At 51.2% G+C, this 23,393-nt stretch carries 21 protein-coding genes and 1 tRNA gene; 11 read left to right on the top strand and 11 right to left on the bottom strand.

Annotated elements, in window-relative coordinates; all coding sequences use genetic code 11:
- The first annotated feature begins 60 nt into the window (after positions 1 to 60).
- Together AC23NW_RS31800 and AC23NW_RS31795 are read left to right on the top strand one after the other, a co-directional pair.
- Positions 61 to 1,050, top strand: a complete 990-nt coding sequence (locus AC23NW_RS31800) for a hypothetical protein (RefSeq protein ID WP_487454625.1) — start codon at positions 61 to 63, stop codon at positions 1,048 to 1,050.
- Between the two features lie 263 nt (positions 1,051 to 1,313).
- Positions 1,314 to 2,294, top strand: coding sequence for a hypothetical protein (locus tag AC23NW_RS31795; RefSeq protein ID WP_487454623.1), 981 nt, complete (start codon positions 1,314 to 1,316; stop codon positions 2,292 to 2,294).
- On the opposite strand, the gene AC23NW_RS31790 is transcribed toward AC23NW_RS31795, so the two are convergent.
- From AC23NW_RS31790 to folP, 3 genes are all read right to left on the bottom strand, one after another.
- On the bottom strand, positions 2,235 to 2,426 hold the full coding sequence (locus AC23NW_RS31790) for a hypothetical protein (RefSeq protein ID WP_487454621.1): 192 nt from the start codon (positions 2,424 to 2,426) through the stop codon (positions 2,235 to 2,237). The genes AC23NW_RS31795 and AC23NW_RS31790 overlap by 60 nt on opposite strands.
- A 261-nt stretch (positions 2,427 to 2,687) precedes the next feature.
- Positions 2,688 to 2,760: transfer RNA gene (locus tag AC23NW_RS31785), tRNA-Lys, on the bottom strand.
- Positions 2,761 to 2,834: 74 nt separating this feature from the next.
- Positions 2,835 to 3,692 (bottom strand): dihydropteroate synthase, encoded by an 858-nt coding sequence (folP, locus tag AC23NW_RS31780; protein ID WP_487454620.1) that lies wholly within the window; start codon positions 3,690 to 3,692, stop codon positions 2,835 to 2,837.
- Between the two features lie 79 nt (positions 3,693 to 3,771).
- Here folP and AC23NW_RS31775 point away from each other — a divergent pair, with 79 nt between their 5' ends.
- The 3 genes from AC23NW_RS31775 (at position 3,772) to AC23NW_RS31765 (ending at position 6,127) form a co-directional block, all read left to right on the top strand.
- Positions 3,772 to 4,311 carry a DUF1599 domain-containing protein gene (locus AC23NW_RS31775; RefSeq protein ID WP_293835159.1) on the top strand — a complete coding sequence of 180 codons (540 nt, stop codon included), beginning with the start codon at positions 3,772 to 3,774 and terminating at the stop codon, positions 4,309 to 4,311.
- Positions 4,312 to 4,390: 79 nt separating this feature from the next.
- A complete protein-coding gene (locus AC23NW_RS31770; protein ID WP_487454618.1) occupies positions 4,391 to 5,533 on the top strand; it encodes a BT_3928 family protein in 1,143 nt (380 codons plus the stop codon).
- Between the two features lie 87 nt (positions 5,534 to 5,620).
- Positions 5,621 to 6,127, top strand: a complete 507-nt coding sequence (locus AC23NW_RS31765) for a shikimate kinase (protein ID WP_293835156.1) — start codon at positions 5,621 to 5,623, stop codon at positions 6,125 to 6,127.
- Positions 6,128 to 6,212: 85 nt separating this feature from the next.
- Here AC23NW_RS31765 and AC23NW_RS31760 read toward each other — a convergent pair whose 3' ends face one another.
- On the bottom strand, positions 6,213 to 7,787 hold the full coding sequence (locus tag AC23NW_RS31760; RefSeq protein WP_293835154.1) for a hypothetical protein: 1,575 nt from the start codon (positions 7,785 to 7,787) through the stop codon (positions 6,213 to 6,215).
- Between the two features lie 135 nt (positions 7,788 to 7,922).
- A complete protein-coding gene (locus AC23NW_RS31755) occupies positions 7,923 to 9,275 on the bottom strand; it encodes a hypothetical protein (RefSeq protein ID WP_293835152.1) in 1,353 nt (450 codons plus the stop codon).
- A 224-nt stretch (positions 9,276 to 9,499) separates the two neighbouring features.
- Between AC23NW_RS31755 and proS the strand changes: the two genes are divergently transcribed.
- Positions 9,500 to 10,972: a proline--tRNA ligase gene (gene proS / locus AC23NW_RS31750; RefSeq protein WP_293835150.1), complete on the top strand. Its 1,473-nt coding sequence runs from the start codon at positions 9,500 to 9,502 to the stop codon at positions 10,970 to 10,972.
- 127 nt (positions 10,973 to 11,099) lie between these two features.
- The gene (locus AC23NW_RS31745) at positions 11,100 to 11,531 is read left to right on the top strand and encodes an FKBP-type peptidyl-prolyl cis-trans isomerase (protein WP_293835148.1); all 432 of its coding nucleotides are present in this window, start codon (positions 11,100 to 11,102) and stop codon (positions 11,529 to 11,531) included.
- Positions 11,532 to 11,598: 67 nt separating this feature from the next.
- On the opposite strand, the gene AC23NW_RS31740 is transcribed toward AC23NW_RS31745, so the two are convergent.
- The 3 genes from AC23NW_RS31740 to AC23NW_RS31730 form a co-directional block, all read right to left on the bottom strand.
- Positions 11,599 to 12,000, bottom strand: a complete 402-nt coding sequence (locus AC23NW_RS31740) for a hypothetical protein (protein WP_487454616.1) — start codon at positions 11,998 to 12,000, stop codon at positions 11,599 to 11,601.
- A 246-nt stretch (positions 12,001 to 12,246) separates the two neighbouring features.
- The gene (locus AC23NW_RS31735) at positions 12,247 to 12,867 is read right to left on the bottom strand and encodes a T9SS C-terminal target domain-containing protein (protein ID WP_487454614.1); all 621 of its coding nucleotides are present in this window, start codon (positions 12,865 to 12,867) and stop codon (positions 12,247 to 12,249) included.
- Between the two features lie 334 nt (positions 12,868 to 13,201).
- Positions 13,202 to 13,876: a TetR/AcrR family transcriptional regulator gene (locus AC23NW_RS31730; RefSeq protein ID WP_487454612.1), complete on the bottom strand. Its 675-nt coding sequence runs from the start codon at positions 13,874 to 13,876 to the stop codon at positions 13,202 to 13,204.
- A gap of 148 nt (positions 13,877 to 14,024) precedes the next feature.
- Here AC23NW_RS31730 and AC23NW_RS31725 point away from each other — a divergent pair, with 148 nt between their 5' ends.
- The 4 genes from AC23NW_RS31725 to AC23NW_RS31710 all read left to right on the top strand — a co-directional run bounded on the left by AC23NW_RS31725 (position 14,025) and on the right by AC23NW_RS31710 (position 18,743).
- Positions 14,025 to 15,020 carry an ABC transporter transmembrane domain-containing protein gene (locus tag AC23NW_RS31725; RefSeq protein ID WP_293835138.1) on the top strand — a complete coding sequence of 332 codons (996 nt, stop codon included), beginning with the start codon at positions 14,025 to 14,027 and terminating at the stop codon, positions 15,018 to 15,020.
- A gap of 32 nt (positions 15,021 to 15,052) precedes the next feature.
- Positions 15,053 to 16,405 (top strand): HlyD family secretion protein, encoded by a 1,353-nt coding sequence (locus AC23NW_RS31720; protein WP_487454611.1) that lies wholly within the window; start codon positions 15,053 to 15,055, stop codon positions 16,403 to 16,405.
- 5 nt (positions 16,406 to 16,410) lie between these two features.
- Positions 16,411 to 17,865, top strand: a complete 1,455-nt coding sequence (locus AC23NW_RS31715; protein WP_487454609.1) for a TolC family protein — start codon at positions 16,411 to 16,413, stop codon at positions 17,863 to 17,865.
- A gap of 140 nt (positions 17,866 to 18,005) precedes the next feature.
- On the top strand, positions 18,006 to 18,743 hold the full coding sequence (locus AC23NW_RS31710; RefSeq protein WP_293835134.1) for a toxin-antitoxin system YwqK family antitoxin: 738 nt from the start codon (positions 18,006 to 18,008) through the stop codon (positions 18,741 to 18,743).
- Here the strand turns inward: AC23NW_RS31710 and AC23NW_RS31705 are convergent.
- From AC23NW_RS31705 to AC23NW_RS31695, 3 genes are read right to left on the bottom strand one after another with little or no spacing between them, the layout of a single operon-like run.
- Complete coding sequence (locus tag AC23NW_RS31705) at positions 18,737 to 19,699, bottom strand: glycosyltransferase family 9 protein (protein ID WP_487454607.1); 963 nt, start codon at positions 19,697 to 19,699, stop codon at positions 18,737 to 18,739. The genes AC23NW_RS31710 and AC23NW_RS31705 overlap by 7 nt on opposite strands.
- Before the next feature lie 51 nt (positions 19,700 to 19,750).
- Entirely contained in the window at positions 19,751 to 20,824 is a 1,074-nt protein-coding gene (locus AC23NW_RS31700) for a DUF4249 domain-containing protein (RefSeq protein WP_487454605.1), read from the bottom strand.
- Between the two features lie 34 nt (positions 20,825 to 20,858).
- Entirely contained in the window at positions 20,859 to 23,312 is a 2,454-nt protein-coding gene (locus AC23NW_RS31695) for a TonB-dependent receptor (protein WP_487454604.1), read from the bottom strand.
- Positions 23,313 to 23,393 lie beyond the last annotated feature (81 nt).

Genomic DNA, 23,393 nt, shown 5'->3' with positions numbered 1-23,393 from the left:
CGATCAGTTTGCGGATGATTTTAACTCACTAATCGAATTTATGACCATGCATAGGGTTTTATGAGAAAGCCCTGCATTGAAATATGGACAGTTCCGGCAGGAGTTTATGCTTTAGATATAGAAGTCAGAGGTGCTGAAGGTGGCTATAACACCCGTTCAGTTTTCTTTCCTGGTAAAGGAGCAATAGTAAAAGGAACATTTGCCGTTACGCCCGGCCAGCAATTAAAAATATTAGTCGGCCAGCAACCAAGTGCAACTTCCGGAAATGGCGGTGGCGGAGGATCATTTGTAACCGATATAAACAATAACCCTTTAATTATAGCCGGAGGTGGAGGCGGAAGTTCTCAAGATACTGATTCACCGGATAAACATGGACAGGCTGGTACTAAAGGCGGTACCGGCGCTGCAGGAGGTGGTGAAGGAGGTATTAATGGTAATGGTGGAAAAGTCGGACCATCCGGTTTTCAGTCAGGTGCAGGTGGTGGACTATTAACGAATGGAGAAGATGGATGGGCAACTGGAAGCGGTGGCATTGCATTTGTAAACGGTGGTTCACCAACTTCTGTTAATGGCTCGGCTTTCGGGGGCGGAGGTGGAGGGGGGAGTGGCAGTTCTTATGTTGTTGGAGGAGGTGGAGGCGGATACTCTGGCGGGGGATCAGGAGGAAATAATTCCGGCGGTGTTGGCGGTGGCGGAGGGTCATACAATGGTGGCTCCAACGCATCTTCACTTGTGGCCGAAAACGGTAATTCAGGGCATGGTAAAGTAATTATTAACGTCTCCAACCCGTGCGCATCTATTACCCCAAGCAATGTAACAATTAGCAAAATACCAGCTGATACTCCGGAAGGTAAAAGTAAATTTTCTGCTGTGGCCCCTGGCGCGTCCTACGTTTTTACCGGACCCAATGGCTATGTCTTTTCCAGTGTTTACAGAACTGATCAAATACATACCGTTTACTCCGGCACAATAACAACTAATGGTCAATACACTTTATCCGTATTCAATAGTAATGGATGCTTAGTATCAAACGGTTCAATTAGTTTTTAATGACGTTTTGAGATTTATTCTTTCGTTAATATTTACAATCTAAATGTTGAGCGGACAATGGTGAGTTTTATAAAAACCGCCATTGTCCGCTCAACATTTAGACGGTACCTATCAGTGGTTAGTTATAGTTTTCCGCTGACCTTACAGAGATTTATGTACAAATAAGTCACTTTGACGGCAGTTTTAGCCAGAACACGGCCCGTCTTACCGCCCTATGAGCAGATAGCTTGCGGCTCATGCGCAAGCATTTTCTACACCTTCTCATGGCGTTTTCAATCCTCACCGCGCCCGATTCCCTGGCCCTGAGCCGGGGCGGGCGTGCTACGTACATTTTCCAGGGTAATGCAGCCGTTACGGTGCCGGGCACAAAAGCCGTATCCGGCTTTGCGCTCACGGGCAGCATTCCCGACGGCGCGCAGATCACCCTGCGCTGGAACGGTCAGCCCAAAGTATTCACCGCCCGCTCATCGCCGGCGCTGCCAGGCGAATTTCAGGCCGGCCCTGTCAACGCGGGCTATGTCAATGCGCTGGCTGATTTCTTCCGCAGTAATTTCTATATCCGTTCGGATTTTACCGTGTCCCGCGATTCGCTGGGCGGTTTTGAGTCGGTAATTTTTACCGCCAAAGAGCCGGGCCCCAACTATGAAGTGGCCGCATCAGCCTCCGTAACCGTGTCGATTTCGGCGGCCGTCATCACCCCCGGCATTCAGCCGGTGCTCAAGGAGCGCTACGGGGTGCACGTGCAGCTCTATAAACTCAAATCCGGCCAGGTACGCAGCTCCGTTTTCGACGAGAGCCAGTACGAGGAAGTCTACCGCGGGCTGATCGAAGCGGATGCCACGGGTAAGGCCGTCTTCGATGCCGGCGATATGCTGCACAACGAAATGGAGGCTGAGCGGGCTGTCTGGGCGGGTAATCTCTCGGTCGCGGCTACAACCTCCAGACGGGACTACTACATCGCTTACGCTGAAAGTTACGGCTCGCCGCTGATTGTGGGCCAGATCCTGCTCGACGAGCCGCGTACGGTCTATCTGGGCGGAGCCGATTTTCTTAATAAGGCGACGGGCTACCGGCTGAGCCAGAAGCTAAAGGGCATCCAGCCGTCGCAGGACCGTGCGCTGCGTTTCGGCCCGCGCCGGCGCTACGTGCTACCCGATGAGTCCCAGTGGCTCACTATCATCGGTCTACACAATTGCCTGTTTTTCGCGGTCCCACTGGCTGCTCAGGCATTCGATGTGGGTTGAGCCCAGTTCGGCGCGCTTGCCCTCATAACTGATGCGTACCTGAATAAATCCTGACGGATTTTCGGAGTTTGTTTCGCTTGGTTTTTTGCGAAACCAGAAGAGCACGTACATGTGCGGAATATTGTTGAACATAGGATGATGCAGTTTAGTGCATCATACCGAAGTTGAATTTTAGTATATTAATACTGTCATATTGTATATATGACTATAGAAAGCCATGTAACCGCAGGTCACTCTTGTAACCGGGATTGTAACCGCAGCCATAACGTGCTGAATACAAGAAATGAGGGTTGAATGGAGTTAAATCGCTTTGTACGAGACAAAAAGAAAAAGCCACGTATTGCTACGTGGCTCGGTCATTTTTGAACTTTTGTCTTATTTGTGAAGACTTTGTGATCCGGCTGGGATTCGAACCCAGGACCCATACATTAAAAGTGTATTGCTCTACCAGCTGAGCTACCAGATCGTTTTTCCCTGCGGCGTTTTATCGATTTGGGACTGCAAAATTAGTGTTTGACTTTATATGACGCAATACCTTGCTTAAAAAATTTTCAAATTTTTTTTCAGCTGGATTACTTCGGCTGCTTCCCGGACATCGTGCACCCGCAAAATATCGGCATGTTTCAGTACGGCAATCGTGTTCAGTACGGTGGTGCCGTTGAGCGCTTCTGCGGCGGTTATACCCAGTGTACGCCAGATTGTTGACTTGCGGGACAGGCCGGCCAGCAGCGGCGCATCAAACACCGTAAACGCTTCCAGCTGTCCGAGCAGTTCAAAGTTTTGGGCAGGGGTTTTGGCAAACCCGAAGCCGGGGTCGAGAATAATATCTTTATGCCCCAGCTGCCGCAGACGGGCATATTGTTGTCCGATTTCGTCGATAATCTCGGGTACCAGCTGCTTATAAGTCGTGAAGGACTGCATAGTTTGAGGCGTCCCGCGCATGTGCATCAGTACGTATGGTACGCCCAGGGTAGCCGCAGTCGTAAACATGTCCGGATCAAGCGTGCCGCCGGCTACGTCGTTGATCATTACGGCACCGGCCGCTACCGCGTGTCGGGCAACTGATGCGCGGAAGGTATCTACCGAAATCAGCGCATCAGGCAGGGCGGTCAGAATTGCCTCAATCGCAGGTACTACCCGGTCAGTTTCTTCGGCCGGACTGATGTCGGCCGCGCCTGGCCGGGTCGAATAGCCGCCCAGGTCAATAAAACGGGCACCGTCGCGGATCATCTGCGCCGCTGTGTCGGCCACTTTTTCCGGCTTTATCCGGCTGTGCTCATAGAAGGAGTCCGGTGTCAGGTTCAGAATGCCCATGATGCTGGTGCCGGGCGTCGGACCGTCGGCCAAATTGACAAGCCGCCCCCGGCAGTTCAGCGTTTTTTTCGTAACTTTCGGCATATTTTTTGTAAAAAACGGTTCGGGCAGACACTGGCGCTGCTGCGTTACGGGCCCTTACCGCCTATTTTAGTCTTAGCTAATGTCTCAAACAGAAACCCAATATCGCCAGGTCATTCAACGCTGCAAAGAATTATTTCTGAAAAAAAATCAGGACTACGGCACAGCCTGGCGGATTTTGCGGCTTCCCTCCATTACCGATCAGATTTATATCAAAGCCCAGCGCATCCGGACGTTACAGGAAACCGGCGTCAGCAAGGTAGGAGAAGGTATTGAACCGGAATTTGTCGGCATCATCAATTACTGCGTGATGGCACTGATTCAGCTTCAACTGCGTAACGACCCGCGCATGGAACTACCGACCGATGAGCTGGAAGTCCTCTATGATCATCAGGTAGGCCAGGTCATGCACCTGCTGTTTGCCAAAAATCACGATTACGGGGAAGCCTGGCGCGACATGCGGGTCAGCTCCATGACCGATATTGTGCTGATGAAGCTCCTGCGTACCAAACAGATAGAAGACAATCAGGGCTCAACGCTGGTCTCAGAAGGAGTGGATGCGAATTATATGGATATGATTAATTACGCCGTTTTCTGTTTGATTAAACTGACACTGACTTAACAACTCATTAACAAACGGGGGCAGGAACAAACTGTATTTTTGCTGACCGTTACGCCTCTCTATTTTCTTAACATATTCGATGGAAACGAAAGTAACTACGCCTAAAGTAAAAACCGGCACCCCCGGTATGTTACTCATTGCCCAGATCTCGCGGTTTGTAGTCGGGATAATCTTTATTATTTCGGGCTTAATAAAACTGAATGACCCTGTGGGTACGCAGATTAAGCTGGAAGAATATTTCGAAGTATTTGCCGAAGATGTGCCGTTCCTGCATGATTTCTTCATGGGACTGGTTCCGGCGGCGCTTGGTCTGTCGGTCTTTATGTGTGCCCTGGAAGTGGTACTCGGGGTAGCCCTGCTGGTGTCATACCGCCCTAAACTGACGACCTGGATTCTGTTAATTCTTGTTTCATACTTTACGTTCCTGACGTTTTATTCGGCCTACTTCAATAAAGTGACCGACTGCGGCTGCTTTGGCGATGCCCTGAAGCTGAAGCCGTGGACATCGTTCACGAAAGACGTCGTACTGATGGTGCTGATTCTGTTTATTATCGGCCACCGCAACCGGATGAAGTCGCGGAATACGGGCTGGATTGTGGCCGCAACGACCATTGCGTCGGTAGGGCTGGGTATTTATGCCATTCAGTACCTGCCGCCGTGTGATATGCTGCCTTATGCCGTTGGCAAAAGCATTCCGGATCAGATGAAGCCGTCGGAGCCGATGCGCTATAAATACATCATGGAGAAAAACGGCAAAACGGAAGAGTTTGAGCAGTATCCGTCGGATACGACCTACAAGTTCAAGGAAATGGTGTTGCTGAATGAAAACGCCAAACCGAAAATAACCGACTACCGTGTCTGGAGCGATGCCGAAGGCGATTTTACCCCGAAGACGTTCGAAGGCAATAATCTGTTTATCATCGTGAAAGATGTAAAGAGTTTCGACTCAGGCAGCATTCCGGGTATCCGTGCGCTGGTAAAAGGTCTGAAGGGTAGCAACATTACGCCGTATATTCTGACGTCGGCCAGCGATGAGGAAATTAAAGCCTTTAAAAATGAGTTTCAGCTCGATGTACCGGACTATAAAGCGGATGCTACTGTACTGAAAACGATTATGCGCTCTAATCCGGGTACCTGGCTGCTGAGCAACGGTGTCGTAAAAGGCAAATGGCATTCAAACACTACGCCGGACGCGGATGAAGTGAAGAACCTGTTAAACTAAATAAGGGCGCTGAAAAGCGGGATAGCGGAGGAGCGAAAGTAGTGGACGCACCACTCTTTCGCTCTTTCTGGCTTTCGCTCGTTATGTATGAAAAATATTTATCTGATTGGCATGCCTTCGTCGGGCAAAAGCACATTGGGCAAGCGGCTGGCCCGCCTGTTACACTACCGCTTTGTTGATACCGATAAGATTATTGTAAAAGACGAGCAGCGTAGCATAAACGATATTTTCGCGACGGATGGTGAACCCTATTTCCGCGATGCGGAGACCCGCGCGCTGCATACGGTAAAGCCCGGTAAGAGCCTGGTGGTGGCTACGGGTGGCGGTATGCCATGCTTTAACAATAACATGGCTTACATCAAACAAACGGGCGTTTCGGTTTTTCTGGATGTAAAGCCGGAAACCCTGGTTGCCCGCCTGACGGCCCACGCCACCGACGACCGCCCGCTTTACAAATTCGATGATCCTGCCCTGCTCGAAGGTCTCCGCCAGAAATACAATGCCCGCCTGCCGTTCTATCAACAGGCCGACATCATCATCACCGGCGAAACCTCCGAAGACATTCTGATGAAAGAATTAGGGAGGTGGCTGTAATTATTGAGTGATTTGTGAATGAGTGATTGAGTGAATTGGTGCAGCTTCAGGCACTCAATCACTCAACCGCTCATTCACTAAATAATTAGAAAAACGTTCCAACCGACAGGGTGACGGTTGTCAGCTTGTTGTTGATTTCGGCAGAAGCGTAGTCGCGGGAGTTCGGAAGCGTGTAAGGCGTAAAGGCTGATTTGGCCGCATTGAACGAACCGGTAATGTCTGCAAAGAAGCGCTCGTTACGCACACCGATACCACCGGAAACCAACAGTTTCGTGCGGTCAATGTTATCCAGTTTCTGCGTGTACGGATCCGGCATATAGGCTGCCCCGGCGCGGAAGCGCATCATACCGGCACGGATTTCAGCCCCTGCACGGAAGTTAATCACGTTCTGATAGGTCCGCTGAATCGAGCTGCGTACATCGTTCCGGAAATCCGTATTCCCCTGGCTGTTATAGTAATTCGTTCCTGCCCGCATACCCGCATAGCCTACATATTCGGCTGTAGCCGTCAGGAAGCCGATCGATTTCGCGCCCTGGCCCAGAAAGATGGTTGCGCCACCCGCCGCCCGGAACGGACTGGTTACGGTATAGTTGAAATCCGACGGATAAACATCAATGTTATTGCGCGCAACCGGCAGATTCGGGTCTTTGACCGACACACTCAGGCTCTGCTCAAAGGTTTCCTGGAACTGTGACCAGGTGGGCGTTGTAATCGTTGCCCCGACCTGAATGGTAGGCGCCACTTTATAAATCATCCCCAGCGCCAGATTCAGACCACTGCCCCGTACTGTTAGCTGGTCGCGTTGCGTATTGCTGTTAAAAACCTGCCCGCCAACGATCGTTTCCGTAAAGACATTATCCGAGTTGAAACGCAGACGTGTCAGTGAAATACTGGCACCAAGGTAGAACTTATCGTCCAGGTTACCGGCATAAGCCGCTGTCCATTGTGAACTGGCGCCGTTGGCTTCATACGTATTGCGTTGGTCGCGCGGAACGTTGGCATCGAAGCGGCGGTAGGGAGCCCGGCTATCTTCCTGTCCCTGGCTGTTGGTAAACGGCGTTCCGTCGATCAGAAAGAGCTGATAGGCCGCTCCCAGCAGGCTGTTGGCCTGACCGGTCTGTGAATCATATTCTGCATCGAGCTGGCTACCCGTTAATCCTGAATTATTGGCGTCATTAACAAAGCCCTGAACAAAGGAGCTGTTTGTATTATTGTTCCGGCCACCGAACGAAAACCGGTTACTGAAGTTGTTCGTCTGCATATAGGTAATGCCGAATACCGAACGCTTCCAGCGCGTGTTGTAATTACGGTCACCGCTTGCCAGCACAAGGCCCAGCTGCGAAATAACGGGTTTCGCTTTTGAGTCGGTCAGGCTGCTGCCGATATAGCTGCCCGTAGCGCTGTTGAACACAACCGACGGGCTGATGCTTAATTCGGAGCGGTTATAAAACCCGAGACCGGCAGGGTTGCTGACGATCGAAGCAGCATCGCCGCCTAACGCCGCCTGGTTACCTCCCAGCGCCCGGAAACGGGCCGTACCGTATTGCGGAATTTCGGAAAAACGGAAGGCTTCTCCTGCGTAAATATCGGCGGTCTGGCCAAAAGCTGCCTGTAAGCTCAGGGCCATTGCTGCTGTCAGAATGAGTTGTCTGTTCTTCATAGTGATCGTTCGTCTAGTGGAGTTTGGCACTTAGACATTGTGAGTGTACGAACGTTTAATCGGTACTGCATTATAAACGAAAAACCCCGCCGATTGTCGTAACCGGCAGGGTTTTTTTATGCAAAATCAATACTATTAACGCGGACCGCGTGAACCACCGCCACCTGAGCTGCTGCCACCGCCTGACGAACCGCTGCTGTAGCTGCCACCGCCACGGCTGCCGCCGCTGTTGTACGAAGGTGTACTTTGCTGTGCAGGCGCCGAATAACTAGGCTGTGAACTCCGTGTATTGTACGACGGCGATTCATAGCTGCGCGACTGGCTTGGCTGTGATTCATAGCTCCGTGACTGGTATGACGGCGCTGAATACGTTGCTGAACGGCCACCACTGTAATCAGATGATGTCGATGGCGGTGTATAGCTGCTGCCGCGGCTGTTCTGCCGCGGACGGGCATAATAGTCGCTGCTGCCGGAATTGCTGTAGCTTGGCGCGGTGTAGCCCGATGAGCTGTTGCCCGAGCTGGTCCGGCCGCCGCTTGTCGAGGCTCCGTTTTCGTAGTAATAGCTGCCGCCACGGCTGTTCTGCCGCGGACGGGCATAATAGCCATCACTTGATGAAGGCGAACCGTTAGCGCTTGAATAGGTCGAACGAGGATTGTTCGTGCCTGCTGCACCACGGCCACCGTTCGGATTGTACGACGGCGCACTGTTTACGAAGTCGCTGTTATAACGACCGGTACCTGATCCGGTACGCGGGCCGCTGTTGCGATAGTTGCGGTAAGGATCAGCACCGTTAACAACAACATTGTTGTTAACGATAACCGGACGTCCCCAGCCACCACCATAGTAACCACCACCGTAATAACCGCCGTAACCGTAGTTCCAGGGGTTATAACTCCAGTACGGGTCATAGCCCCACGGGCTGTAGGCCATTGAGCTATAGCTACCCCAGTACGGATCATAAAATCCGGTGTTCCAGCGATTCAGGCCCCAGTTGTTCCATCCCCATGCCGAACCCATGCCCAATCCGATGCTGAAGCCGGAGTTGAACGGGTTATTATACCCCCAGCGGTTCCAGCTCCATGAATTATACGCCAGTGAACCGGCATTATATCCATTTACGAAGCCGGCATTGTAATCGTCGGCGCTGCCACCCCAGCCCGGATCGGCAGAAAGGCCGCGCTGTAGCTTACGGGTGGTTAATTCTGTGTAATATTCGTCCTGGTTCTGATTATAGCCCACCTTTTCGTCGGTATAGTCAGGGTTCAGGGTTGCTCCGGAGCGTTGCCGCTGCGGCTGAAGAGAGCGTTCGGTCTTTTGTTCGGTGTACTCCTGACGATTGTCGGCAAATACAACCGCATTGGCTGAACTGGCGTAGAGATCGTCGACTTCACCGGACCGCTGCGCTACCTGCTTTGTTGAGGTACAACCCCAAATACTAAGCAAAGTAGCCATGGTTAGGTATTGCCATGTGCGTTGCGTTTTCATGGAAAAAGTCAGTTTTGTATTGGAAACTCCAAATGGTCGTACTTTTTAGGTAATAACGCCTGGAAGAGCACTTTGATTACAAATATAGTATAAAAACCTATCTTTGCAAGCCCTTTTATACATTAGACCCAAAATGGGTGATAAGGGTTTAAACGCGGTTAAAAGTTTTTTATTTGGCCTAAATGGTGACATCAAAAAACAGGGTAACGGACAACTAAATTAAGATGGCAAAAGCGATTCCTTCACGCAGCGAAAATTATTCGGAGTGGTATAACGAATTAATCAAAAAAGCAGATCTGGCTGAAAACTCAGCCGTCCGGGGGTGTATGGTAATCAAACCCTACGGCTACTCGATCTGGGAAAAAATGCAGCGGGCGCTGGATGATATGTTCAAGGAAACCGGGCACTCCAATGCCTATTTCCCGTTGTTTATACCCAAGTCCTACCTGAGCAAGGAAGCTTCGCATGTGGAAGGATTTGCCAAGGAATGTGCAGTAGTGACGCATTACCGGCTAAAGAATGCAGAAGATGGCTCGGGTGTCATCGTTGACCCGGAAGCGAAACTGGAAGAGGAACTGATTGTGCGCCCGACATCGGAGACCGTAATCTGGAGCACATATAAAAACTGGATTCAATCCTATCGTGACCTGCCGCTGCTGATCAATCAGTGGGCCAATGTGGTACGCTGGGAAATGCGTACGCGGATTTTCCTGCGTACAGCGGAATTCCTGTGGCAGGAAGGCCATACCGCTCACGCTACAAAAGCAGAGGCTGAAGCCGAGACACGGCAGATGCTGGATGTCTACGCCCGTTTTGCGGAAGAGTGGATGGGGGTGCCGGTAGTCCGGGGCAGTAAAACTCCGAATGAGCGTTTTGCCGGTGCCGAAGATACGATGTGTATCGAGGCCATGATGCAGGATGGTAAAGCGCTTCAGGCCGGTACGTCGCACTTCCTGGGCCAGAATTTTGCGAAGGCATTTGACGTGCAGTTCCTCAATAAAGCCAACCAGCAGGAATATGTATGGGGCACATCCTGGGGCGTCAGTACCCGTCTGATGGGCGCGCTGATCATGGCGCACTCGGACGACGACGGACTGGTGTTGCCGCCGAAACTGGCACCGATTCAGGTTGTGATCGTGCCGATTTACCGGAATGAGGAGCAACTAGCGCAACTGTCGGAGCGGATTCTGCCGCTGGTGAAAGACCTGCGTAAAGCTGGTGTTTCGGTGAAATTCGACGACAGCGACACCAACAAGCCGGGCTGGAAATTTGCCGAATACGAACTGCGCGGTGTGCCGGTTCGTCTGGCAATGGGTATGCGCGATTTTGAGAACGGTACCGTTGAAATTGCCCGCCGCGACCTGAAAACAAAAGAAACTGTTCCGTTTGACGGTATCCTGGAGCGTATTCAGGCGTTGCTTGATGATATTCAGCAGTCGATTTACCAGAAAGCGCTGGCTTTCCGTCAGGCCAATACGTTCAAAGTTGATACCTGGGACGAATTTAAGGACCAGATCGAAAAAGGCGGTTTCATCATGGCGCACTGGGACGGTACGTCTGAAACCGAAGAGGCTATTAAGGAGGAGACTAAAGCAACTATCCGCTGTATTCCGTTTGATGCGGAAGACGAAGCGGGGACCTGCGTTTTCTCCGGTCAGCCGTCAGCCCGCCGCGTGGTGTTCGCCCGCGCTTACTAAAGGGCCGGGTGTTGGAAAACGGATTCCGGATAATGTTCATTTAGTAAGCATTTTACATTGTTCACTATCCATTATCCGTTTTCCAGGTTCATTTTGCTAGTTTTGCCAAAAAAATAGTAAACTAGATATGGCACAAGCAAAAACCGGGGATACTGTACAGGTGCATTATACGGGCACATTGACAGACGGAACATTGTTTGACTCTTCAGAAGGTCGTGAACCACTGGAATTCGTTGTTGGCAGCGGTCAGGTTATCAAAGGCTTTGATGACGGCGTAACCGGCATGTCGATCGGAGAGTCAAAAACAATCAATATTCCCGTAGAAGAGGCTTACGGACCTGCTCATGAGGAGATGATCTTTACGATCAGCCGGACGGATATTCCGGACGACATTCCTCTCGAACAAGGTATGACACTGAATATGCACGAAGACGGTAATCCGCGCCCGATTCCGGTCATTGTCCGTGAATTGACAGAGGAGTCGGTTACGCTCGACGCAAACCACCCGCTGGCTGGTCATGAACTGACATTCGCTATCGAACTGGTAGGGATTAAATAAGCTGTTCTGCGGAACTTCTGACGTTTGGAAATAGCCTGCGGGCTGTTTTCAAACGTTTTTTTATGCCCTACGCATTAACCTGGGCCAGCACATTGTCCATCTCTCTGATCACAACCTGAATGCCCTCCGAATCCGCGCGGGAAACGTAGGCTGCCAGCGCAACCAGAATCGCGCCTGAGCTCAGGCAAACCGAGAGGTCATTGGTTTTGTCAAAAACGGTAAGGCCGCGGCAGGTGGCTGTCCGGACAATAGTCAGTAAGTGATCGGCCTGGCGGAATGTGGGCGGAGCAGGGCGGTTCTGAAGATCATAGGCGCGGGTAAGCAGGCTGTTCTGGTATGCATTTACATCAAGGTGCTGCTCAAAACTGAATTCATTCCAGTGTGTTGTCTGAAAACGGCAGAGATAACAGGCCGTTTTTTCCCACATTGCAATCAGTTCCTTCGTTTGTTCTTTATCCAGACTTTCCATGGCGTGCAGATGCCGTTACTAGTTGTTAAATGGTATACTATTTTTTTGCCGGAACTTTAAATTAATAGTGCATCTTCATAAATCAATAACTTATTGAACGAACGGTCTTTTGAGAATACGGCCGCCGGGATACGGCCGCCTGAATAGCAAAAAAAGAAACCCCGGCCTGCTCAGACCGGGGTTTCGTCCGTATGTATGCCAGGCAACGGAGTTGTCCCGGATAGTTAGCTGATGAAAGAGAGCGACTTAGTGCGTAATAGTAATCTGCTCACTGAATTTTTTGGCTGGTGAACCTACGGTCATGGTGTAGTTACCGGCGGGCAGGCCTGACAGGTTATACCGGTTAACGATACCGGATACGCTCTCCATAAAAACGATCTCGTTGTTCTTGTCGTACAGAGCCATCGTCATCTCCGGCAGGTTGGTTGACTGAACTGTAAGCTGTATTTTGTTTTTGGCATAGCTGGACACCGTGGGCCGGATCAGCTGGGTAACCCGCTTTTCGTCAACCGACAGGGTGTTGCCTTCAATTTCGAACGGCTGGGATGACCACCAGGCATCGTTGGTTACAGTCAGAAAATACTTGCCGTCCGGCAGTGAATTCAGGTCATAGGAAATGCCCTGCTGGTAGCGGTCGATGGCCGTACCCTGATGCAACACAGTACCGTCCATGTCGATCAGGGCAACCTGTACCTGTGATCCACCGAGCGGCAGTGTCGACGGAATATACAAACGGAATTTCTTTCTCTCAGACTTTACAACTTTCACCGTACGCACTTCCGGATTCTTTCCGGCCAATACACCTCCCATGCTGACCAGACTTCCCATTACCAATAATGAGACTACGGATAAACGAATTTTTTTCATAGCGAAAAGTTTAATTTTTCCGTGACAAAAGTATTTCAGGTAAAATCGGATAAACAAGTGAATTGTGTCATTATGACCTATTTCGGGCTAAAGTTCTTTTTTTTGACATACTTTTTGTTTGATAATTTGCCTGAATATTAGCATACTGCAAAAGCATCCCCGGAATGTCGGATGAGTTGTATTTTTCCAATAAAGTGATAAAATTGTATTACTGTCCGTGAATACGCTATTTTCCGGCCCCATTATCCTATTCCGGAAAAGCAGCGTTTTTTAGGGGCAAAAAAAAAGACAAGGTGGAGCCTTGTCTTTTTTGATTTTCACGGGTCTCTCCGGCTTATTCTGTCGGGTTCCGAAGGGCCGAAAACAGCAGGTGCCTCAAAAAAATGAGTAGCTGTGGGGGGCCGGTTTCCCGACTGAAACTGGTCAGCGAGGGGAGATGCTGCATGAAAAATGTCTGGTAATGCGCCGTTTCAACGAGTGTACTGGCCAGCGAGCGGGCAAATTCATACTGAGGCTGCATATCCTGAATCAGCCGGGCAAGCCGGTTGCACAGGTCTTTGTAGGGCTTAAACAGGTGCTGGCTGTTGTCCTGCGTAACATGATGGGTAAGGTAAGCCTTACTGGCTTCATGAACGACAATACCGTGCAGTGCTTTCAGATCAATCCCGTCGGCCGAGTCGCTGGTTTCAATCGTGTCCGGCAAATTAAGGTGCAGCAGCAGGTGCAGGGCCCGCTCGAGTTTCTCGGCCGGATTGCTGAGATTGTGGGTCTCATACACCAGCTGATACTCCATCCATTGCCAGTACCAGTCAACAATGTAAATCAGCAACCGGTGCTTACTTTCAAAATAGCGGTAAATACTGGCCTCCTTTGTGCCGATACGTTCAGCTAACTTTTTAAATGTAGCTTCTTCAAACCCAAGATCGGCAAACAACAGAATGCCTTGCCGGATAATTTTACGGCCTAGCTCAGAGCTATCCGGGTCCCGCAAATATAAATTTGCGTTCATCCGGATATGTACAGTGTATTCCATGTTTGCAGAAAAATTCAATTGATTAATAGAGCATTTGTAAATTGTTAACAAAGATAGGAACAAAAGTCAAGGCGTAATAGTTGTAATATCAATAATGATAGTAAAACTATCAAATGCAATAGCTATGCTTCAGGAAGTTACTAACCAACCACCTACCCCGTTGCAGCGGCTGATCCGCCTGCTGACGACGGAAAAGAGAGATATTCTGTACGTATATTTATATGCCATTATCGCGGGACTCATCAGTCTGTCATTGCCCTTGGGCGTACAGGCGGTCTTTAACTTTGTCTCCAGTGGCATGGTCTTCAACTCGATTTACCTGCTCATCGGGCTGGTAATCATCGGCGTTATTCTGAACGGACTGCTGACTGTAGGGCAGATGTCTCTCGTAGAAGTGCTGCAACAGCGCATTTTTGCGAAGGCAGCCTTTGAGTTTACCTACCGGTTGCCCCGGATTAAGGAAGAGGCCCTGGAGGGTTCCAATCCGCCGGAGCTGATGAACCGTTTTTTTGATGTGCTGACAGTACAGAAGAGCCTGCCAAAACTGCTGATCGACATTACGGCGGCGGCGCTGCAAATTGTCTTCGGCGTAATTCTGCTCTCATTCTACCATCCTTTTTTCATCGTTTTTGGGCTGTTAACGTTTTTGTGCGTCGCCGCTATGGTAGCGGTATTAGGGCGCAAGGGGTTGGAAACCAGCCTTAAGGAGTCGAAGTTTAAATACAAGGTAGTTGCATACCTGGAAGAGCTGGCAACGGATCTGCCGGCGTACCGCAGGGAAGGCAACTGCGATGCGGCAATCAGTAAGATGGATAAGCTGGTAGCAGGGTATCTGGAAAACCGCAATGACCACTTTCGGGTGCTGAAACGGTTTTTCTACAGTACAGTTACGTTCAAGACGTTCATTGTCGGCGGTCTGCTCATTGCGGGTACCCTGCTGGTTGTAGAGCGTCAGATGACACTGGGTCAGTTTGTGGCCGCTGAACTGGTAATCGTACTGGTAACGGGTGCGGTTGAAAAACTCATTATGAGCATCGATACCGTTTTTGACCTGCTGACGGCGGTTGAGAAGCTGGGCAGCGTTACTGACCTGCCGATCGAGGAAACCGAAGCGGTCTGATCCATTCACAAGACTTTGTTTGCCATTTCAATATGCTGAACTTATCAAGACAACGCGTAGATGAAGCCCTCTGGAATACCTATCCGCTACAGGCACTGCGCTCAATACCCGAATTACAGGCTGCCCGCAAGCTGGGGCGTTTTATGCTGTTTATGCTGGCCGGCCTGATTGTTATCCTCTTTCTGCCGTGGCGGCAGAACGTTACCGGAGAAGGGACCGTTACATCACTTACCCCCGAAGGCCGGCCGCAAACCATCCAGAATGCCATCGCGGGCCGGATCGAGCACTGGGCTATCCGTGAGGGCCAGCTGGTTAAAAAAGGAGATACACTGCTGGTTATTTCCGAAATCAAAGATGAGTACTTTGACCCTAATCTTGACCAGCGCCTGGAAGAGCAGCTGGGCGCCAAGCAAGGTAGTCTGCAGGCTACGGATTCAAAGATTTCAGCCCTTGACGGGCAGCTGAAAGCGCTTGAAGCCGGCTTACGCTTCAAACTGTCGTCGGCGCAGAACAAGGTAAAGCAGTCGCGTTTTAAAGTCCGGATTGACAGTACAGACCTGATTGCCATCCGGAAAAACTACCAGATTGCGGTTGACCGGCTGGAACGCTACGAAAAAGGCTACAAGGATGGCCTATTTTCCCTGACCGACCTGGAAACCCGCCGCCTGAAATTACAGGAAGACTATGCCAAGGTGGTTACGCAGGAGAATAAACTGAATGTGTCGCGGCAGGAGCTGGTTAATGCCAGCATTGATCTGAGCAATATTCAGGCTGAGTATCAGGAAAAACTAGCCAAAGCCATGTCGGATAAGGCCTCGGCAGTGTCGTACCGTGCCGAAGCCGAGGGCGAAATTTCAAAAATCCGGAATAAAATCAGCAGCGTCGACGTACGTCAGGGCATGTATGTAATCCGGGCGCCGCAGGATGGTTATGTCGTTAAAACCCTGAAAGCCGGTCTCGGCGAAACCATCAAGGAAGGCGAGTCGATTGCCACCCTGCAACCGGAGTCACCAATGCTGGCCGTTGAGTTGTATGTACGGGCAATGGATGTACCGCTGATTACGCCGGGCCGCACGGTACGGCTTCAGTTTGACGGCTGGCCGGCGGTTCAGTTTTCGGGCTGGCCAACGGTGGCTGTCGGTACGTTTGGCGGTGAAGTCGCAATCATTGATGCTGTGAGCAGCACGAATGGTAAATACCGGTTACTGGTCAAGCCCCATGCCGATGACCATCCGTGGCCGAAGCAGTTGCGGCTGGGCTCCGGGGTATACGGCTGGGTGATGCTGGATGATGTACCGATCTGGTACGAAATCTGGCGCCAGATGAACGGCTTCCCGCCAAGCCTCAAAGAAGAGCCGAAGCCTGCGGAGGGGGCCAAAAAATGACATTAATGCTGAAACAGCCCTTTACGGGCTGGCGCATCGTCATCGTGTTCCTGCTGCTTGGCCACGCCCTGACCGCACAGCCGGTGCGTACACAGCCGCAGGATACAGCGGTGTTTTCGCTGAATGACCTGTCGGCGCTGATGCTGGCTAATCACCCGATTATCCGGCAGGCCAACCTGTTGAGCGAGGAAGCGCGGCAGGAGGTGATGCAGGCACGCGGCGGTTTTGACCCTAAACTGGCGTCTGGTTTTGACCGTAAGCAGTTCGGTAATCCGGATGATGCCAAGTCGCTCTATTATAACAAGTGGGCCAACGAGCTGAAAGTGCCCGTCTGGTGGGGCGGTGCCGACCTTAAGGTAACGTATGACCGCTTTGTGGGGCAGGCCGTAAATCCGGAAACGCGTACGTCAAACAGCGGTCTGGCCGGTGTCGGCCTGAGCATTCCGCTCGGACAGGGACTGCTGATCGACGCACGGCGGGCTACCCTGAAGCAGGCACAGACGATGCTGACGGCGGCCGAAGCCGAGCGGGTAAAACAAATTAACAAAGTCTGGTTCAGCGCGGCGAAGGAATACTGGACCTGGTATCTGGCCTATCAGCAGGTGACATTTCTGCGCGAAGGATTTGACCTGGCCGATACGCGGTTTCTGGCGGTGAGCCGGCGGGCGCAGATCGGCGATGCGGCTGCTGTTGATTCCGTTGAGGCGAAAATCACCGCTCAGGATCGTCAGGTGCAGCTGGAGCAGGCATTGGTTAGTCTGCAGAATGCAAAACTGATGCTGTCGACGTACTTATGGAATGACAGTTCACAGCCTCTCGAGCTGCCGGACCGGGCGGTTCCGCAACCGCCGGCGGAGGGTGTTGTCAAGGCCGATGCCTTTCAGCAACTGCTGGCACGGGCCGCCGACCAGCATCCTGAATTGCTGAAGCTGGATGCCAAGGTGCAGCAACTGGCCATTGAAGAGCGCTTCCGTCGTGAACTGCTCAAACCGCAGATTAATGTGACGGGAACGTTGCTGAGCCAGCCGCCTTTGTTCGCAACACAAGGACCGGCTTATTACGATTTCAGCCTGAACAACTATAAGGTAGGGGTTGATTTTCTGTTTCCGCTGTTTTTGCGGAAGGAGCGGGGCAAGCTGAAGCAGGTGCAGATTAAAGCGCAGCAGACAACGCTGGAACGCACCCAGACCAACCGGGATATTCAGAACGGTGTGCAGGCGGCTTATAACGACCTGCTGGCGCTCGAACGGCAGATTCAGATTCAGCAGCAGTCGGTCCGGAATCAGGTCGTGCTGGTACGGGCCGAGCAGCAGAAGTTTGATATGGGAGAGAGCTCCCTGTTTCTGGTCAATACCCGCGAAAGCAAACTGATTGACATGCAGATCAAACTGGCGGAACTCCGGTCAAAATACCAGAAAGCCGTGGCCGAACTGTATTATACGGCCGGAACACGCGGTTAATAAACGGGCGCCGGCAACTGACCGGCGCCTTTTTTATGCCGTTAACGTATTATTTTCAGCTATAGCCCGATTCTCTATGGTTACTATATTGCGTTTTGGGGAGATGATTTATAACTTTAAATACAACAACCCTCAATACAATGAATAGCCTATACATCTGTATGCTGGTGGGCTTGCTGGTAGGGATGACTGATGAAGATGATCCACGGCTTGCCAAACGTCTGAAGGACCGCGTACAGCGGAAAGAATACCTCGACGGGATTGAAGAAATAACATTTAATGATCGCCGGAAAGAAAATGCAACCGTACGCTATTATACTAAAGACGGTCGCCGGCTTTCCGAGGAGCATTACAGTAATTATCAGTTAAAGGTCAAACACGGCCGCACACAGTTCTGGTACCCTAACGGGCAGCTGCACTGGGCTTGTGATTTTAATAATAATCAGATCAACGGGCCGTTTTTTTCCTATTATCAGGATGGTTCGCTGAAACGGAAAGAATTGTACAAGTGGGGTTATGTGAAGTCAGGACAGTGTTATTCTGCCGAAGGTGAACGGGTAGAATGCGAGCCGTTTATCCAGCGGGCTGATTTTCCCGGTGGACGCGATAAGTTTCTGGCTTTTCTGCGCGACCGGCTGAAACACGTTAAACCCGCGCAGACACCGGCTTTTGTTACGCTCGAAGGCAATGTCTGGGTGGATGGCACTGCTTATGTGAAACGACCGGCGCCTGACCGTGACCTGTTTCATCAGGTAGCAGATTCAATCGGCATTATGCCGGCCTGGAAACCGGCTAAAGTTGATGGCGTACCGGTACAAAGCGGCTTTCAGGTCATTCTGTCGTTCCGGGAAGGCACGGTCTTTATGTACGACTACTGAGACAGGTCAAAGTCGAGTGCCAAATCGTTCATGCACTTAAAATGCTTCAGCGGGCATTCCTTATAGCCGATTTTTGAGCAGGGGCGGCAACCGAGATTGTTATTTTCCAGTACGATAAACGGCGTCTGATACGGGTACATCCCCAGCAGTGGTGTTGTATTCCCCCAGATAGAATAGACTTTTTTCTTCAGCGCCGCTGCAATATGCATCAGGCCTGTGTCGTGGCTGAAAACGACGCGGGCCCGTTGCAGCAGGTCGGCCGACTGGTTAAGGTTGTACTTACCACACGCATTATAAATCAGCCGGCTGCCCAGTGTTTTTTCAATCAGTTCTCCGGCATCCGCATCTTCCTTACCACCCAGCAAAACAATCGGGTAGTTAATTTTCCGGCATAACTCAATCATGCGCGGCACCGGAAGTTTTTTGGTCGTATGCTGCCCGCCGATAGCATAGGCAATGTAGCCGCGCCGGTGCGTATCCGGAAGCCAGTCCGGCTCAATCTGATCTTTGTACGGAATAAAGTAATCAAGGCCCTTATCGTCGTTCTTAATACCAAACGGCGTTACGGTAGCCATGTACCGGTCAACGATGTGAACCGCCGGCATGACATTGATTTTCCAGCGGACCAGCAGCCATTTCTGCCAGTTGAGCTTATCAAAACTGTAGGATTTTACGCCCAGCCGCAGTTTAATAATACTGGTACGGAGGTTGTTATGCAGGTCAATGATATAATCGTATTTCTCCTGCTGCAATTGCCGGATCAGCTCGTTTAATGACCCTTCCAGATAAAACCGCTTGTCGATGTACGGGTTGTCATCGATCAGGACTTTATTCGAATGTTTTGTACAGTAATGAACTTCAGCGCCGGCCACCTGTTTTTTCAGGCACCGGATGACAGGAGTAGTCAGGACAATATCGCCAATGGACGAAAAACGGATAATCAAAAACTTCGGCATACGCTGCAAAGATAAGCAGATATCGCCGGGTTCATGAGTGATTCCCTAATGTTAATCAGTCCACCAGCGTGGTTTGACGGCTGTACGGTAGATGCTTTCAGCGCAGACGCGGCAAGGTGGTGGCATTGATGGCACAGGCGGCGGTGGCGGCAGCAGGTTAGGCGTGTCGCCGGTATTGGCGCGATTGATCAGCAACGCTTTGGTCGATGCCCCCGATGCGCCGAAGAAGCCAAAGACACGCTCTGCCGGATCATTTACATTGCTGACATTACCACCCAGCGTAATGGGTGCCGAATCAAAAATACCGCCGGTATTCTGGGCCAGACTTTTCACCGTTTTCCAGTAATCAAATGCGGCTTTGCTGATCGAATATTGGGTTACCTCCACGTAATAGGGAGCAATTGACTCAAAAGGGGCCCGCAGCACAGGCTGCCGGCTGATTTTCTGCCCGTTAATGAGTTTGTCGGAGGTGGTTGTCACACACGAATAACACCGGTTGATATCCCAGCAGTCGGTGCAGCACGAGTGCGGAATTTGTGTTTCAACTCCTGTGAACCGGTTTCGGATTACCTCAATTTCGCAGAAAAGTACCCGCTGAAAGGCTTGCCAGCTCCAGCGGTAATAGTTGTCGGGTGTGGCAGGGTCTTTGGTATCAATATAGACATCAAATCCTTTATCAACAAAGTTTGAACCGGCCGTTGCCTTGCGGCTGTACGTGTAGTAAAGCGTATCAATCGGCGGAACGGCGCTCAGCAGGTCTGGTTGTGACCGGTATGTTTTGCCGTCGGTTGTGGTAATGGTCAGGGTGTAGGCTCTGCCGGCAATGCCTGCCCAGGTAGATAACGCCGGTTTATACAAGCCGGCGCCTACTTCCAGCAACGGGGTTTTCTGCCCCTTGTCGTCAGTGATCGTGACCTGTGCCTTCTGGATCGTCAGATTCAGCGCACTGGCCGTATAGTCGGCGGTGCGGGTCAGGGAGACAAAGGTCTGCCCCGGAAAGTCTGTCACCAGTCCATCCACAATCAGCAGGCCTTCCATTGACGGAATATCCGGATTGTAGGGTTTGATGCAGGAACCCAGAAACAGCAGAACGAAATAGATACTATAGGTGATCGTTGATTTCATAGGATAAAGGAACAGCTACGTCAAATTCGCCGGATTAAAACTTGAAATTGTACGTGAGCGAAGGGAGTGGGGCACCAAAAATAGATAGTTTGTAGGCGTCGCTGAAAGAGCTGCTGCGCAGTTTGAAAAAGACAGAGTACGCATTCTGACGTCCATACAGGTTGTAAATAGAGAAAACCCAGCTATACCAGTATTTCTTCGATTTTTCGGGATGTTTTTCCCAGGTAAGTGACAGATCAAGCCGGTGGTAATCCGGAATCCGTTGCTGGTTCCGGTCGAGGTAAATCGGTACAATTACGCCGTTGACCCGCGCCTTGGCATACGGAATTGTTACCGGCCGGCCGGTGCTGTAGGTGAAGTTAAAGGATGCGTTAAACGTCAGCGACGGCCGGTAAATGGCGACGGCATTGACGGTATGCGGCTTGTCGAAATTGGCCGGGAACCAGTTGCCGTTATTCACCCGCTCGCCCGGTGTCGGACCATTGATCAGCAACAGGCTGCGGCTGTAGGCATAGCTGAACCAGCCGGTCAGGAAGCCTTTGTTTTTCTTCACCATCAGCTCCAGCCCGTAGGCTTTGCCTTTGCCCTGAAGCAGCTCCATTTCAGGATTCGGGGTAAGCAGCAACTGGGCTCCATCGCGGTAATCAACCGCATTCTGAATGTTTTTGTAATAGACTTCGGCCGACGTTTCGTAGGTGTTATTGTCCAGATTCCGGAAGTAGCCCAGCGAAAGCTGATCGGCAATCTGCGGTTTAGTGTATGTATCACTGAGTTTCCAGCGCGACGTTGGCAGGGCGGCGGTGGTGTTAGAAATCAGGTTCAGGTACTGGCGCATCCGCGTATACGACAGTTTTACCGAGCTCTCGGGCTGATTGCTCCAGCGGAATGCCAGACGGGGCTCCAGCCCTCCATAGCTTTTAATTACACTGCCGGATCCATACGTTTTTTCGCCGCTGACATTATCGGCCAGCAATCCGCCGGAGCCGGTATACTGTAGTATCGTAGCCGGACCATAATTAAAAAACTGGCTGTAGCGCAGCCCCGCAATGGTCGACAGCGTTTTGGTCAGCGCTATTTCATCTTCTACGAACAGAGCGGCTTCCAGACCATGTTCCTGTGGCAGAATGACCGGCAATACGTTTGACTGCGGCCCCGGAATCAGCGAATTGGGCGAAAGCCGGTACATGGTTGCCTGAAGACCGCCCGCCAGCTTATGTTTGCCGGTGGTATAATCGAGTTCGGCCTTAACAATGTTTGTCCAGAGATCTGATTGGAGGCGGAAGGCATTACTCGAGTCTGGGCCGGCAAGGGCTGCCGAATAGTGTCCCATCACACCTGTAATGGTCGAAGACAGATTGTCCTTAAACGTATGGGTCCATTTAACCGATCCGTTGGTGGTCTGGTAATAAAAATCGGTCCGCGAGGAGTTGATGTCGAGCGACAGCAGGGAGTCAGAGGGAAAGCGGATAAAATCATGGCTGGCATACCCCGACAGCCAGACCGTATTTTTTTCATTCGGCAGGTACTTTACCTTGGCCGTCAGGTCGTAGAAACTGGCACGGGTATCGCGGATACTCTGCGGCCCGAGCTGGAACAGAAAACTGTTGGCCGACAGACGGGCATCGGCCAGAAAGGTAAGCTTCGGCGGACCGGTTGTTTTGCGGGACAGGGGGCCTTCAATGCCTAACCGGCTGGAAATAAGGCCAACGCCACCGCTAACGGTCAGTTTTTCGTTGTCCGGTTCCTTAGAACGTACGTCCAGCACTGACGATACGCGGCCACCATAACGGGCGGGCAGACTGCCTTTTTGCAGCGTTACGTCCCGCACCGCATCCGGATTAAACACCGAGAAAAAGCCCATCAGGTGTGACGAGTTATAAATCGGCGCATCGTCGAGCAGGACCAGGTTCTGGTCAATGCTGCCGCCGCGCACATTGATGCCGGTTGCACCTTCGCCTACGGTCGAGACACCGGGCAGGAGCAGGAGGCTGCGGACAATATCGACCTCACCCATCAGGGCCGGCATCCGTTTGATATTCCGGATCGACATCTGGGTTACCCCCATTTCAATTTTCTTGACGTTCCGGTCTACGGTTTCAGTCCTGACCGTAACCTCGTCCAGCAGTTTTGTGTCGGGCGAGAGCAGGATATTGTTTTCGTAAACGCTGGGCGGGACCTTGATTTTCTGCGTCTGTTTCAGATAACCAACCGACGTAATCAGCAGGCTGTAATTTCCGGCCGGAATATTAATCAGGTAATAGCCGTCTTTGTCGGTAGTCGTACCACGACGGGTCTCCTGCACGAATACGGTAACCCCGGAAAGTGGCTTATTGGTATTGGTCTCGCGCACATAACCGGCAATGGTGTGTGCTGTTGTCTGGGCATTGGCAATACCGTGCAGACCTGTCAGAAAAAGAACAGCAATCAGAAGGATAATAGCCCGCCAATTGCCTGATTGGCAGGGCTTATCCGGCTGAAAAACAAACATGTCAGGAGCGTTTAGGAAATAAAATAACCTAAATAAAAGACAAATTTTTCGTTTTACAGCACCATTCTGTCCACTGAGGAT

This window comes from Arsenicibacter sp. R0_47, assembly GCF_057652235.1.
This window is presented reverse-complemented; position numbering and strand designations above follow the sequence as displayed.

Excerpts from the sequence above, each read along its gene's own strand:
- AC23NW_RS31800 (WP_487454625.1), top strand. The coding sequence starts at position 61 with ATGAGAAAGCCCTGCATTGAAATATGGACAGTTCCGGCAGGAGTTTAT.
- AC23NW_RS31795 (WP_487454623.1), top strand. The coding sequence starts at position 1,314 with ATGGCGTTTTCAATCCTCACCGCGCCCGATTCCCTGGCCCTGAGCCGG.
- AC23NW_RS31790 (WP_487454621.1), bottom strand. The coding sequence starts at position 2,426 with ATGTTCAACAATATTCCGCACATGTACGTGCTCTTCTGGTTTCGCAAA.
- folP (WP_487454620.1), bottom strand. The coding sequence starts at position 3,692 with ATGCCGAAAGTTACGAAAAAAACGCTGAACTGCCGGGGGCGGCTTGTC.
- AC23NW_RS31775 (WP_293835159.1), top strand. The coding sequence starts at position 3,772 with ATGTCTCAAACAGAAACCCAATATCGCCAGGTCATTCAACGCTGCAAA.
- AC23NW_RS31770 (WP_487454618.1), top strand. The coding sequence starts at position 4,391 with ATGGAAACGAAAGTAACTACGCCTAAAGTAAAAACCGGCACCCCCGGT.
- AC23NW_RS31765 (WP_293835156.1), top strand. The coding sequence starts at position 5,621 with ATGAAAAATATTTATCTGATTGGCATGCCTTCGTCGGGCAAAAGCACA.
- AC23NW_RS31760 (WP_293835154.1), bottom strand. The coding sequence starts at position 7,787 with ATGAAGAACAGACAACTCATTCTGACAGCAGCAATGGCCCTGAGCTTA.
- AC23NW_RS31755 (WP_293835152.1), bottom strand. The coding sequence starts at position 9,275 with ATGAAAACGCAACGCACATGGCAATACCTAACCATGGCTACTTTGCTT.
- proS (WP_293835150.1), top strand. The coding sequence starts at position 9,500 with ATGGCAAAAGCGATTCCTTCACGCAGCGAAAATTATTCGGAGTGGTAT.
- AC23NW_RS31745 (WP_293835148.1), top strand. The coding sequence starts at position 11,100 with ATGGCACAAGCAAAAACCGGGGATACTGTACAGGTGCATTATACGGGC.
- AC23NW_RS31740 (WP_487454616.1), bottom strand. The coding sequence starts at position 12,000 with ATGGAAAGTCTGGATAAAGAACAAACGAAGGAACTGATTGCAATGTGG.
- AC23NW_RS31735 (WP_487454614.1), bottom strand. The coding sequence starts at position 12,867 with ATGAAAAAAATTCGTTTATCCGTAGTCTCATTATTGGTAATGGGAAGT.
- AC23NW_RS31730 (WP_487454612.1), bottom strand. The coding sequence starts at position 13,876 with ATGAACGCAAATTTATATTTGCGGGACCCGGATAGCTCTGAGCTAGGC.
- AC23NW_RS31725 (WP_293835138.1), top strand. The coding sequence starts at position 14,025 with ATGCTTCAGGAAGTTACTAACCAACCACCTACCCCGTTGCAGCGGCTG.
- AC23NW_RS31720 (WP_487454611.1), top strand. The coding sequence starts at position 15,053 with ATGCTGAACTTATCAAGACAACGCGTAGATGAAGCCCTCTGGAATACC.
- AC23NW_RS31715 (WP_487454609.1), top strand. The coding sequence starts at position 16,411 with ATGCTGAAACAGCCCTTTACGGGCTGGCGCATCGTCATCGTGTTCCTG.
- AC23NW_RS31710 (WP_293835134.1), top strand. The coding sequence starts at position 18,006 with ATGAATAGCCTATACATCTGTATGCTGGTGGGCTTGCTGGTAGGGATG.
- AC23NW_RS31705 (WP_487454607.1), bottom strand. The coding sequence starts at position 19,699 with ATGCCGAAGTTTTTGATTATCCGTTTTTCGTCCATTGGCGATATTGTC.
- AC23NW_RS31700 (WP_487454605.1), bottom strand. The coding sequence starts at position 20,824 with ATGAAATCAACGATCACCTATAGTATCTATTTCGTTCTGCTGTTTCTG.
- AC23NW_RS31695 (WP_487454604.1), bottom strand. The coding sequence starts at position 23,312 with ATGTTTGTTTTTCAGCCGGATAAGCCCTGCCAATCAGGCAATTGGCGG.